Source organism: Halomonas sp. HG01, assembly GCF_000968715.2.
Classification (GTDB): domain Bacteria; phylum Pseudomonadota; class Gammaproteobacteria; order Pseudomonadales; family Halomonadaceae; genus Halomonas; species Halomonas halophila.
The window spans coordinates 3,116,113-3,128,666 of sequence record NZ_CP022134.1 but is presented as its reverse complement, the minus strand read 5'-3'; the positions used below and the strand labels follow the sequence as shown (position 1 = coordinate 3,128,666).

Here is a 12,554-nt window from a genome sequence, read left to right as displayed (position 1 = left end):
CTTACATCTCCTCGGGGGCGCCGACGCCCATCAGGTCCAGGCCGTTGCGCAGCACCTGGCGGGCGGCGAGGAACAGCGCCATGCGGGCGTTGCGCAGGGCGTCGTCCTCGACCATCACCTTCACCGCGTTGTAGCAGGTGTGGAACTCGGCGGCGAGGTCGAGCAGGTACTGGGCGATCTGCTGCGGCTCGCGGCTGGCGGCGGCGTGGGCGACCACTTCCGGGTAGCGGGCCAGGCGGTTCATCAGCGCCTTCTCCTGCTCGGCCTCCAGGCGCGCCAGGTGGTCCATGGCCTGGGCGTGGTCGAACGGCTGCTCGAGCGACTCGGCCTTGCGCAGCATGCTGCACACGCGGGCGTGGGCGTACTGCACGTAGTAGACCGGGTTGTCGTTGGACTGCGAGCGGGCCAGGTCGATGTCGAAGGTCAGCTGGGAGTCGGCGCGGCGCGCGGCGAGGAAGAAGCGCGTGGCGTCGCGGCCTACCTCGTCGATCAGGTCGCGCACGGTGACATAGCTGCCGGCGCGCTTGGAGAGCTTCACCTCCACGCCGGAGCGGGTGACCATCACCATCTGGTGCAGCACGTAGTCGGGCCAGCCCTGGGGAATGCCGGCCTCCAGCGCCTGCAGGCCGGCGCGCACGCGGGTCACGGTGGAGTGGTGGTCGGCGCCCTGCTCGTTGATCACGGTGGTGAAGCCGCGCTGCCACTTGTCGAGGTGGTAGGCGACATCGGGCAGGAAGTAGGTGTAGTGGCCGTCCTGCTTGCGCATCACCCGGTCCTTGTCGTCACCGAAGTCGGTGGTGCGCAGCCAGGTGGCGCCGTCCTGCTCGTAGGTGTGGCCCTTCTCGGCGAGGCGCTCGGCGGTGGCCGCCACCTTGCCGTCGCGGTACAGCGAGGACTCGAGGAAGTAGACGTCGAACTCGACGCCGAAGGCGCGCAGGTCGAGGTCCTGCTCGCGGCGCAGGTAGGCCACGGCGAACTCGCGGATGGCGTCCAGGTCGTCCGGGTCGGCGGCGCCGGTGACGTGGCGGTCGTCGGCGTGGATGGTGTCGCCGGCCAGGTAGCTGTTGGCCACGTCGATGATGTAGCCGCCGCGATAGCCGTCGGCCGGCCAGCCGTCGTCCTCGGGGTCGATGCCCTTGACGCGGGCCTGCACCGAGAGCGCCAGGTTGGAGATCTGGGCGCCGGCGTCGTTGTAGTAGAACTCGCGGGTGACGTCATAGCCTACCGCCTCGAGCAGGCGGCAGATGCTGTCGCCGATGGCCGCGCCGCGGCCGTGGCCGACGTGCAGCGGACCGGTGGGGTTGGCGGAGACGAACTCCACCTGCACCTTCTGGCCCTGGCCGCTGAGGCTGCGGCCGAAGGTGTCGCCTTCGTCCAGCACCTGACGGATGACCTGGGCCGCGGCGTCGGTGGCGGCGAAGAAGTTGACGAAGCCGGGGCCGGCGATCTCGACCTTCGACACGGCGTCGCTTGCCGGCAGCGCCTCGACCAGCGCCTCGGCCAGCTCACGGGGCTTCCTGCCGGCGGGCTTGGCCAGCATCAGCGCCAGGTTGGTGGCGTAGTCGCCGTGGGCCTTGTCCTTGGTCGGATCGACCTTGATGGTCGGGGCGAGCTCGGAGGGCAGGACGTCCTGGCGCTTGAGTTCGTCCAGGGCGCCCTCCAGCAGGGAGATGATGGTGTCTTTCATGGGGAGTCTGATGTCCTGTGGCGCGGGCGTGTCGGTCGCCCGTCGGCGGGCATTTGGCCGCACATTATCGACAATTGCGCGCGGGCTTTAAACCCTAGCCGTGGCTTCGGGCTTCGGGCTTCGGGCTTCGGGCTTCGGGCTTCGGGCTTCGGGCTTCGGGCTTCGGGCTTCGGGGTAAGCTGGTGCCTCCGCCTCCGCCTCCGCCTCCGCCTCCGCCTCCGCCTCCGCCTCACGCCAGCGTCTGCGGATCGATATCCAGCGACCAGCGCACCCGCCGCGCCGCCGGTTCGGCTTCCAGCCAGGCGGCCAGCCAGGCGCCGGCCTCGTGGAGCCGGCTGCGTTTCCCGGCGCCGAGCATCAGCTGCAGATGGTAGCGGTTCTGGCGGCGCTCCATGGGGGCCGGTACCGGGCCCAGGCAGTCCACGTCCAGCTCGCGTACCCTCAGGTGCTCGCGCAGCGCCTCGGCGGCGCGGCCGCCGAGCCCGGTGACCGCCGCCTCCTGGGCGCCCTCCAGGCGCAGCAGCGCCAGGAAGCGAAACGGCGGCAGGGCGGCGACGCGGCGTTCCTCCAGCAGCTGCTCGGCCAGGGCGTCGTAGCCGCGGGCCGAGAGCAGGCGCAGGTGCGGGTCGTCGGCGTGCATGGTCTGCACCAGCACCCGGCCCGGGTGAGCGGCGCGGCCGGCGCGGCCGGCCACCTGCTCGAGCAGCTGGGCGCTGTGCTCCAGGGCGCGGAAGTCGCTGGCATAGAGGCCGGCGTCGGCGTTGACCACCACCACCAGGGTGACGTGGGGCAGGTGATGGCCCTTGGCCAGCATCTGGGTGCCCACCAGCAGGCAGGGTTCGCCGCGGCGCACCTCGGTGAGGGTCTGCTCCAGGGCGTCGCGGCGTCGGGTGCTGTCGCGGTCGATGCGGTGTACGGGAATGTCGGGGAAGCGCTCGGCCAGCGTTTCCTCGGTGCGCTCGGTGCCGCTGCCCAGCGGGCGCAGGTCGGCGCTGCCGCAGTCGGGGCAGGCGTCGGGCAGGGCGCGGCGCTGGTCGCAGTGGTGGCAGGCCAGCAGCGGCGGCTGGCGATGCAGGGTCAGGCGGGCGTCGCAGTGGTCGCACTCGGCGAGCCAGCCGCAGGCGTGGCAGCTGAGCGTCGGGGCGAAGCCGCGGCGGTTGATGAACACCAGCACCTGATGGCCGGCGGCCAGGGTCTCCTCGACGGCCTCGAGCACCGGCGGAATCAGCCCGCCCCGGCGGGGGCGGCCGCGCAGGTCGACCAGCTCCAGGCGTGCCGGGGCGTGGCGGCTGGCGCGCTGGGTCAGGCGCAGGTGGCGGTAGTCGCCGCTCTGGGCCCGGTGCAGGGTCTCCAGCGACGGCGTGGCGCTGCCCAGCACCAGCGGAATGCCGTGATGATGGGCGCGGGCCACGGCCAGGTCACGGGCGTGGTAGCGCAACCCCTCCTGTTGCTTGAAGGAACCGTCGTGCTCCTCGTCGACGATGATCGCGCCGGGCGCGGCCAGGGGCGTGAAGATCGCCGAGCGGGTGCCGATGACGATCGGCGCCCGGCCGCTGGCCGCCGCTTCCCAGGCGTCGAGCCGCTCGTGATCGGTGAGCCCCGAGTGCAGCGCCACCACCGGCACCCGGAAGCGGCGCTTGAAGCGTGCCAGGGTCTGCGGTGTCAGGCCGATCTCGGGCACCAGCACCAGGGCCTGGCGGCCACGGCCGACCACCGCCTCGATCAGCTGCAGGTAGACTTCGGTCTTGCCGCTGCCGGTGACGCCGTGCAGCAGGCAGGGGTGATAGGCGTCGAGGCCCTCGTGAAGCGCGGCCAGGGCGGTGGCCTGTTCGCGATTGAGCGGCAGCACCGGCTCGGCCAGCAGCGGGCCGCTGGCGTCGGCGGGACCGGTGCGCGGCTCCTCGCGCCGGGCGACCAGTCCCTTTTTCTCCAGCGCCTGAAGCTGGGGGCGGGTGAACGACTGGGCGAGAATGGCCTGGGCAAGCATGCCGTGGGGATGCTGGCGCAGCATGGTCAGCAGCTCGGCCTGGCGCGGCGCCCGCCCGAGGCTCTCCGGCATCTCGCCGGCGCCGGCCTCGGTGACCCGCCAGCGCTCCCGGGTGCGTGCCTCCAGGGCGCGGCCCTGTCGCAGCAGCGCGGGCAGCGCCTGGTGCAGGGTGTCGCCCGGGGCGTGCTGGTAGTAGCGGGCGGTGAAGCGGCACAGCCACAGCCAGTCCGCCGGCAGCGGGGCGTCGTCGAGGCGATCCTCGATCGGCTTGAGCCTGGCCAGCGGCAGGTCGCTGTCGTCGCGGCACTCCACGACCACGCCGACCACCCGGCGAGGGCCGAAAGGCACCCGCACGCGCAGTCCCGGCTGCCAGCCGCCCTCCGGCGGCGCGCCGGCGGGGCGGTAGTCGAACAGGCGGCGAAGCGGTGACGGTACGGCGATGCCCAGCACGGCGGGCGAGGAAACGGACAATTGGCCTCCGGGGGCGGCTCTGCTAGAATGCTCGGCCGCCGCGTCACCCTGTGTGGGGCGGCGCCCGGTTTGAACGTTCAGACAATCCGTATGCGGTGCCTGGCATGGGATCAGGTGGCGGCATACAGCGTAGCGAGGCTCAAGATGAAACAAGGTATCCACCCGAATTACAAGACGGTCAACGCGACCTGCTCCTGCGGCGCCACCTTCGAGGTCGGCACCACCAACGATCAGGACCTGTCCCTTGACGTCTGCTCTCAGTGCCACCCCTTCTACACCGGCAAGCAGAAGCAGGCGACCACCGGTGGCCGCGTCGAGCGCTTCAACAAGCGCTTCGGTGCCGCCGTCAAGCGTTGATGCGTCGCCGGCGCCCTGCGCCGGCGTTGGCAGCAGCCGAAAGAACCCGCCCTGGTGGCGGGTTTTTTTACGTCCAACGATCGGGCGTCGCTTCGATAAGGAATCCTTTATGACAGAGCGGTGAAATATAAGTTACGGCAAATGGTGTCGAACGTCTGCGAAAGCGGTTGCTAGATTGTGTAACTTTACTAAGTTGAGAAGTGGAAGTTTTTTTTATAATCTCGCTGGCCCTCAATACCATTCGAACCGGATCCTGAGCATGACAGACGCGAAGAGACAGGCGGCACTGGACTATCACGCGAAGCCCATTCCCGGGAAGCTGTCGGTGGAGCTGACCAAGCCCACCGCGACCTCCCGGGATCTGGCCCTGGCCTACAGCCCGGGCGTGGCCGAGCCGGTGCGCGAGATCGCTCAGGATCCGGAGAACGCCTATCTCTATACCGGCAAGGGCAACCTGGTGGCGGTGATCTCCGACGGCAGCGCCATCCTGGGGCTCGGCAACCTGGGCGCGCTGGCCAGCAAGCCGGTCATGGAGGGCAAGGGCGTGCTGTTCAAGCGCTTCGCCGGCATCAACTCCACCGACCTGGAGGTCAACGCCGAAAGCCCGCAGGCCTTCATCGACACCGTGGCCCGCATCGCCGATACCTGGGGCGGCATCAACCTCGAGGACATCAAGGCGCCGGAGTGCTTCGAGATCGAGCGCGCGCTGGTCGAGCAGTGCAGCATCCCGGTGTTCCATGACGACCAGCACGGCACCGCCATCGTCACCGCGGCGGGCATGCTCAACGCCCTGGACATCGCCGGCAAGTCCCTCGAGGAGGCGAAAATCGTCTGCCTCGGTGCCGGGGCGGCGGCGATCGCCTGCATGAAGCTGCTGGTGTCCTGTGGCGCCCGCGCCGAGAACCTGGTGATGCTGGACCGCAAGGGCGTGATCCACAGCGGTCGCGAGGACCTCAATCAGTACAAGGCGATGTTCGCGGTCGACACCGACAAGCGCACCCTGGACGACGCCATCGACGGGGCCGACGTCTTCATCGGCCTGTCCGGCCCCGGCCTGATGAGCGCCGACCACATCCGCAAGATGGCCGACCATCCGGTGGTGTTCGCCTGTACCAACCCGGATCCGGAGATCCATCCGGACCTGGCTCGCGAGACGCGCCCCGACGTGATCATGGCCACCGGCCGCTCCGACTACCCGAACCAGGTCAACAACGTGCTGGGCTTCCCGTTCATCTTCCGCGGCGCCCTGGACGTGCGGGCGACGCGCATCAACGAGGAGATGAAGGTCGCCGCGGTGCATGCGCTCAAGGACCTGGCCCGCGAGCCGGTACCCCAGGCGGTGCTGGAGGCCTACGAGGCCGAGAGCATGAGCTTCGGTCGCGACTATATCCTGCCTACCCCGGTGGACGTGCGGCTGCTCGAGCGCGTTTCCTCGGCGGTGGCCCAGGCGGCGGTGGATTCCGGCGTGGCGCGCAAGCCGTATCCCGCGCACTATCCGCTCAAGACCGTGGACGACGTCTACGGCGGTTGATCGCCAAGGTGGTGCGTGAATGACGACGCCGGCCCTCGGGCCGGCGTCGTTGCGTCTGGAGGGCGCGTCAGGACAGTGCCTCGAGGCGCTTACCAGTCGTAGAGCAGCGAGACGTTGGTGATGCGATCGGTGCGTGCCGTGGCGCCGTCGGGTGGCCGGGTGTTGTGCTTGAGCTCGTAGGAGAGCTTGAGCGCCAGGTGCTCGTTGAGGCGTGACGTCAGGCTGGAGAGCGAGCGGGCGGTCAGGTTGCGATCGGTGCCCTCCAGCGACAGTTCCTGAGCGAAGGAAGCGGTGTCTGAGAGGTGCCAGCGGTAGTCCATGGCGCCGTAGGCCACGCCGAGTCGCCGGGTCGGCTCATCGGTCACGCTATCGACCCGGTAGCCGGGCCCGGCCTCCAGCGACAGCACGTGGCGCTCGTTATCCAGCACCTGACGGCCGTAGCCGCCGATCACCGTGGCCTGATAGTCGTAGCCGCTGAAGCGGTCGTCTTCCCAGCGGGCGAAGCCGAACAGGTAGTGCGGGCCCTCGATGTCGTAGCGTTCGCGGGCGGCCAGCAGGTACTGCTCGGCGCTGGTCTCCTCGTCCTGGGTGACGTGGCGGGCCTCGCCGCGCAGGCTGTGGGTGAAAGCGCCATCCAGCCACACCAGGCGGCCCTTGGCGATCAGGGTCTGGCTGTTGGTATTGCCCTGCAGATGCGTGAAGCCGAGCTCGGCCTCGCCGGTCAGGGGCGGGGAGTCCTCCTTCGGCACCGGGGGCGCATAGAAGGGGGAGGCCAGGGTGTCGCCGGCCAGCATCAGCAGGCCAAGCCCGCAGGTGGCTATCACCTTGGAGCGCATGGGATGTCTCGCGGTCGGTTCGGGGAAGAGCGAAGCAGAGGGCCGGTGCGGCGGCGGGCCACCGCACCGGCGAGACGACGATCTAGAAGATGGCTTCGTAGGCGCCGGTGCCCTGGGAGCCGCTTTCCTGTTCCACGGCGCGGTCGACGCGGCGCGGCTGGTAGCTGGGCAGGTGGTCGGCGCGGAAGAGCTCCTCGATGCCGCCGGACTGGTCGTCGTGCAGCAGGCGGCCGGTGTCGGGGTCGACCCGGCGCGTCACCACGCCGTCCGGGCGCTCGGGCCAGTGTTCCGGGGTGCCGGCCAGGGCGCTGCCCATGAAATCGACCCAGATCGGCAGCGCCGCCTGGGAGCCGTATTCCGCGGTCGAACTGTTGTCGTCCTTGCCGACCCAGACGGTGGCGGCGAGCTCGGTGTTGAAGCCGGCGAACCAGGCATCGCGCTGGTCGTTGGTGGTGCCGGTCTTGCCCACGATGTCGCCGCGCTCGAGGGCCAGGGCGCGGCGGGCGGTGCCCCGCTCGACCACGTCGCGCAGCATGTCGCGGAGCAGGAAGGCCGCCGCCGGATCGACCACACGCGGCGCGACCCGGTAGGTCTTGCCATCACGCTCGACGGTCTCCTGGTCGGCAGCGCACTCGCGGCAGGCCACCAGCGGATCGGCTTCCTGCACCACGGTCTGGGCCTCGCCGCGGGTGATCTCCTGGATCAGCCAGGGTTCGATGGCGAAGCCGCCGTTGGACAGCACCGCATAGCCGCGGGTCATCTCCAGCGGGGTCAGGCTGGTGGTGCCGAGCGCCAGCGACAGGCCGTGGGGCAGGCGCTCGGGGTGGAAACCGAAGTTCTCGAGGAAGCCGATGGTGCGCTCGAGCCCCAGGGTCTGCAGCAGACGGATGGTGACCAGGTTGCGCGAGCGGGCGAGGCCGACGCGCAGGCGGGTCGGGCCGAGGAAGTCGCCGCTGGAGTTGTTGGGGCGCCACAGCTCGCTGCTGCCGTCCTCCATCACCACCGGGGCGTCGTTGATGATGGTGGCGGGATTCACCTCGCCGCTGTTCAGGCCGGCCAGGTAGATGAACGGCTTGAAGATCGAGCCCGCCTGGCGGCGCGCCTGGAGCGCGCGATTGAACTTGCTGGCGTCATAGTCGAAGCCGCCCTGCAGGGCCAGGATGGCGCCGGTGTCGGGGTCCAGCACCACCAGTGAGCCCTGGGCATCGGGCTGCTGGGACAGGCGCCAGCTGCCGTCCTCGCGCTGCAGGATGCGCACGAGGTCGCCGGGACTGGCGATATCGGCGGCGGAGTTCGGTGCCGCGCCGCGATAGCGGGCGTTGCGGTAAGGCTGGGCCCAGTCGAGGCCGTCCCAGTCGAGGGTACGGACCTCGCCGCCGCGGGCCAGCACGCGCATCTCGCGACCCTCGGTGGAGACCACGATGGCCGGTTCCAGCGGGCCCAGCACCGGGGTGCGATCCAGCACCTGCAGCCAGTTACTGACGTCGCCGTCGATGCCGTCGACCTCGGTCTGGCTGCGCTCGGCGGCCTGGCGGGCGGTGCTCATCACCTCTGGGGATTCGGCCAGCTCTTCCTCGAGGCCCTCCGGGTCGGTGTTCTCCTGGGCTTCCGCCAGGCTGCGCGGGATATCGGACTGCTCGGCGCCGCGCCAGCCGTGGCGGGTGTCGTAGGCGATCAGGCCGTTGGCCAGCGCCTGGCGAGCCTGGGGCTGCAGTTCGCTGTCCAGGGTCGTGGTGATGCGATACCCCCCGGTGTAGGCGTCGTCGAAGCGGTCGACGGCGTACTGTCGGGCCATCTCGGCCACGTAGTCGGCGGTGACCTCGGCCTTGGTCTGATGGCGGCGGGCGGTGATCGGCGCCTGGACGGCCTCGTCGTAGGCGGCCTGGTCGATATAGCCCAGGTCGCGCATGCGGAACAGGATCCAGTTGCGGCGGATCAGGGCGCGTTCGGCGTTGGCCAGCGGGTTGAAGGCGGACGGTGCCTTGGGCAGGCCGGCGATCATGGCCTGCTGGGCCAGGGTCAGGTCGCCGAGCGGTTTGTCGTAATAGACCTCGGCCGCGGCGGCGATGCCGTAGGCACGGTGGCCGAGGAAGATCTTGTTGACGTAGAGCTCGAAGATCTCTTCCTTGCTGAGGATCTGCTCCATCTGCAGCGCCAGCAGGATCTCGCGGATCTTGCGGGTGAAGGTCTGGTCCAGCGTCAGCAGGTAGTTGCGCGCCACCTGCATGGTGATCGTGGACCCCCCGGACCGGATGTCGCCGCCGCTGGCGGCCAGCTGGACGGCGGCGCGGGCCAGACCCTTGGGGTCGACGCCGTGATGGTCGAAGTAGGACGCGTCCTCGGCGGCCATCAGGGCGTCGACCATGGTCGGCGGAATCTCGTCGTAGTTCACCGGCTGGCGGCGTTCCTCGCCGTACTCGCCGATCAGCTTGCCGTCACGGGTGAAGATGCGCAGCGGGGTCTGCAGCTCGAAATCCTGAAGCTGCCGGACGTCGGGAAGGCCGGGGGCGAAGTAGAGGGCGGCCCCGGCCACGGCCAGCACCGAAGCGGTGGACAGCGAAACCAGCAGCCAGAATGCCGAGAAGGCCAGGGTTCTGAAGAACTTCATGAAAAAACGGTATCCATGCGGTGAACGAGTGCGAAGCGGCGGGGGCGAACGAGGGTGCAGATGCGCCGGCCATTATAGGAAGCCGTCAGCGCGACCACCAGCGTTGACGTCTGGCGACACCCGTTCGTGTGAGATCAGGCGATTTCATGTAGCCTCCGCTGACAGAAGAATTGGCATGACGCTTATCCTGTCTTCAGTATTTGGTCGGTGCCGTATTATAACGAGTGGTTTTACGCAGGCATTCAGTCGGGAGCATGACCTAGATGCGAATCGGTGCAGCCGGCAAGGGGCTCATCGGGGTCGATATCACCTCGGCCACCGTCAAGCTGATCGAGCTCAAGTGGGGCGGCGGGGGCTATCGCGTCGAGAGCTATGCCGTGCGGCCGCTGCGCGAGGGCGCGGTGGTGGAGCGACGCATCCGCGACATGGGCGAGGTCGTCGATGCGCTCAAGCGCGCCGTGGATCATGCCAAGCCGACCAGCCGGCGTGTCTCGGTGGCGGTGCCGGCCAGCGCGGCGATCACCAAGACGCTGACGCTGCCGGCGACCCTGTCGGACGACGAGATCGAGACCCGCATCCAGCTCGAATCGGACAAGCACGTTCCCTTTCCGTTCAGTGAAGTGGCCTTCGATTTTCAGCGGCTCGGGCTCAACGAGCGCTACGGCGATCAGCAGGACGTGCTGCTGGTCGCCTGCCGCCAGCAGGACGTCGGCCAGCTGACCGAGGCGGTACATCAGGCGGGGCTGGCGCCGGCCGTGGTGGACGTCGAGACCTTCGCCATGGAGCGTGCCTACACCGAGCTCGCGACCCAGCTGCCGGCCACCGTCGCCCAGGACGGTGGCGTCGCCCTGGTGGATATCGGGGCTCACATGAACGCCTTCCACGTGCTGCGCGAGGGTCGCATCACCTACAGCCGGGACACCGTGTTCGGCGGCCGGGCGCTCACCGAGGAGATCCGCAACCGCTACGGGCTGAGCCTCGAGGAGGCAGGCCTGGCCAAGAAGCGTGGCGGCCTGCCGGACGACTACCAGCGCAGCGTGCTGGATCCCTTCATCGAGACCCTGGTGCAGCAGGTCGGGCGTTCACTGCAGCTGTATTACACGGCCGGCCGCAAGCAGGAGGTGCGGCGCATGATCCTGGCCGGCGGCACCGGGGTGCTGCCCGGCCTGGCGGACCGCCTGGCGGCGGAAACGGGGATGGAGGTGGTGATCGCCAACCCCTTCCGGCGCATGAAGGTGAGCTCGCGGGTCGATGTCGAGACCCTGGCCGGCGACGCCCCGGCCATGCTGACGGCCTGCGGGTTGGCGATGAGGGTGCGTGGATGACCATCGAGATCAACCTTCTGCCCTGGCGCGAGGCGCAGCGCCAGCGGCGCAGCAAGCGCTTCCATCTGGCCCTGGCGCTGGCCGCCCTGATCGGGCTGGGCGGTGGCTATGCCGTGACCTGGTACCACGAGCAGCAGCTGATGGCCCAGCAGCAGCGCCATGCGCTGATCCGCCAGCGCACCGCGGAGCTGGATCATGACATCCGCACCGTCAGCGAATACGAGTCACGGCTCGAGACGCTCGACCGTCGCATCGAGGTGCTGCAGGAGCTGCAGGCCGAGCGTCCCCAGACCGTGCACGTCTTCAATGCCCTGGCCGCCAGCCTCGAGGAAGGGGTGTACTACGTCGACCTCCAGCGTCAGGGGGATCGCCTGCACCTGACCGGCCTGGCGCCGGACAATCGTCGCGTTTCCGACCAGCTGCGGGCCCTCGAGGCCTCGCCGGTGCTCGACGTGCCGGTGCTGTCCGAGGTGGAGGCCGAGGGAGGCGAGCGCCGCTTCGATCTCAGCGTCGGCCAGCACATGCCGGGGGCCGCGAACGACACCGCCAGGCAGGAGGTGACGCCATGAACCTCGCCGCCGAATGGCGTCGCCTGACGGACGTGGAACTGAGCGAGCTGGACATCAAGGAGGCCGGCGGCTGGCCCGTCCTGCTGCAGCTGATCTGCTGTCTGCTGATGGTCGGGCTGACCTTCGCCGGGGTCTACTGGTACCTGGCGGCGCCCAAGGCCCAGGCGCTGGAAAGCGCTCGGCAGGAAGAGGCGCGCCTGCTGCGGGACTACCGCAGCAAGGCGGCTCAGGCGGCCCATCTGCCGGGGATGCGCGAGCAGGTGGAGGCGCTGGACGGTCGTCTGGAGGTGCTGGTGGGCATGTTGCCGAGCGGCCCCGAGATCCCGTCGCTGATCGACGACATCAGCGAGGCGGCGGTCGACAGCCAGCTGACCATCGACGCCATTCGCCTGCGCAGCCCCGTCGAGCGGGAGTTCTACGTGGAGCGGCCGTTCGATATCCGGGTGAGCGGCGACTACCATCGCATCGGCTCCTTCCTTGCCGCCGTCGCCGATCTGCCACGCATCGTCACCCAGCATGACTTCACCCTCGCGCCGTCCGACGACGGGCGGCTCGAGCTGTCGATGCTGGCGCGGACCTACAGCTATCGGCCGCCGCAAGAAGCGCCCTCCGGCGAGGAGGAGGCGCCATGAGGGTCTGGGAGCGTGGCCTGGCGCTGCTGGGCCTGATGCTGTCGCTCGGCGCCTGCCGCGACGCGGCCAGCGGTGATCTCGATCGGGAACTGGCCGCGCTGCGGGCCGCCCCCGGCGAGCTGACGCTCGAGCCGCTGCCGCCGATGCCGGTCTATCACGCCGTGGACTACCGCTTCGCCGACCGGCGCAGCCCCTTCCAGGCGCGGCTGCCGGAGAGCCGCGCCCTGCCGGAGGGCGATGCGGAGCTGGCGCCTGACCGGTCGCGATCGCGGGAGCCGCTGGAGGCCTATGAGCTCGGCCAGCTGGAGCTGGTGGGCACGCTGACCGTGGGCGGCACGCCCTCGGCGCTGATCCGGGCGCCGGGCGGCAAGGTGCACCGGCTGCGCGTCGGCGATCACATGGGCTCGGACTTCGGGCGCATCGTCGGTATCACGTCCGCCTCGGTGCAGCTGGTGGAGATCGTGCCCACCGGAGGCGGCGGCTGGATCGAGCGCAGCACCCAGCTGTCGCTGGACGGCTAGACCAGAAGCGTGACACGGCCCGTCGGGAGC

10 protein-coding genes are annotated in these 12,554 nt (G+C 69.6%); 6 read left to right on the top strand and 4 right to left on the bottom strand.

All coding sequences use genetic code 11. The features are described from left to right. Position 1: 1 nt before the first annotated feature. Entirely contained in the window at positions 2 to 1,687 is a 1,686-nt protein-coding gene (argS, locus tag UN84_RS14790) for an arginine--tRNA ligase (protein ID WP_046078342.1), read from the bottom strand. 229 nt (positions 1,688 to 1,916) lie between these two features. Continuing rightward, a complete protein-coding gene (locus UN84_RS14785) occupies positions 1,917 to 4,145 on the bottom strand; it encodes a primosomal protein N' (RefSeq protein ID WP_152662832.1) in 2,229 nt (742 codons plus the stop codon). A 144-nt stretch (positions 4,146 to 4,289) separates the two neighbouring features. Between UN84_RS14785 and rpmE the strand changes: the two genes are divergently transcribed. Both rpmE and UN84_RS14775 read left to right on the top strand, forming a co-directional pair. Further along, the gene (gene rpmE / locus UN84_RS14780; RefSeq protein WP_035592649.1) at positions 4,290 to 4,502 is read left to right on the top strand and encodes a 50S ribosomal protein L31; all 213 of its coding nucleotides are present in this window, start codon (positions 4,290 to 4,292) and stop codon (positions 4,500 to 4,502) included. 259 nt (positions 4,503 to 4,761) lie between these two features. Next, on the top strand, positions 4,762 to 6,033 hold the full coding sequence (locus UN84_RS14775; protein ID WP_046078341.1) for a malic enzyme-like NAD(P)-binding protein: 1,272 nt from the start codon (positions 4,762 to 4,764) through the stop codon (positions 6,031 to 6,033). 89 nt (positions 6,034 to 6,122) lie between these two features. Here UN84_RS14775 and UN84_RS14770 read toward each other — a convergent pair whose 3' ends face one another. Together UN84_RS14770 and UN84_RS14765 are read right to left on the bottom strand one after the other, a co-directional pair. Then, the gene (locus tag UN84_RS14770) at positions 6,123 to 6,869 is read right to left on the bottom strand and encodes a DUF481 domain-containing protein (protein WP_052719301.1); all 747 of its coding nucleotides are present in this window, start codon (positions 6,867 to 6,869) and stop codon (positions 6,123 to 6,125) included. Positions 6,870 to 6,951: 82 nt separating this feature from the next. Beyond that, a complete protein-coding gene (locus tag UN84_RS14765) occupies positions 6,952 to 9,477 on the bottom strand; it encodes a penicillin-binding protein 1A (RefSeq protein ID WP_046078340.1) in 2,526 nt (841 codons plus the stop codon). Between the two features lie 263 nt (positions 9,478 to 9,740). Between UN84_RS14765 and pilM the strand changes: the two genes are divergently transcribed. From pilM to UN84_RS14745, 4 genes are read left to right on the top strand one after another with little or no spacing between them, the layout of a single operon-like run. Next, positions 9,741 to 10,802 carry a type IV pilus assembly protein PilM gene (gene pilM, locus UN84_RS14760; RefSeq protein ID WP_046078339.1) on the top strand — a complete coding sequence of 354 codons (1,062 nt, stop codon included), beginning with the start codon at positions 9,741 to 9,743 and terminating at the stop codon, positions 10,800 to 10,802. Beyond that, positions 10,799 to 11,371: a PilN domain-containing protein gene (locus UN84_RS14755; RefSeq protein WP_046078338.1), complete on the top strand. Its 573-nt coding sequence runs from the start codon at positions 10,799 to 10,801 to the stop codon at positions 11,369 to 11,371. Before pilM ends, UN84_RS14755 begins: the two co-directional genes overlap by 4 nt. Beyond that, positions 11,368 to 12,003 carry a type 4a pilus biogenesis protein PilO gene (locus UN84_RS14750; protein ID WP_046078337.1) on the top strand — a complete coding sequence of 212 codons (636 nt, stop codon included), beginning with the start codon at positions 11,368 to 11,370 and terminating at the stop codon, positions 12,001 to 12,003. The genes UN84_RS14755 and UN84_RS14750 overlap by 4 nt, the downstream gene beginning before the upstream one ends. After that, positions 12,000 to 12,524, top strand: a complete 525-nt coding sequence (locus tag UN84_RS14745) for a pilus assembly protein PilP (protein WP_046078336.1) — start codon at positions 12,000 to 12,002, stop codon at positions 12,522 to 12,524. Before UN84_RS14750 ends, UN84_RS14745 begins: the two co-directional genes overlap by 4 nt. The last annotated feature ends 30 nt before the right edge of the window (positions 12,525 to 12,554 follow it).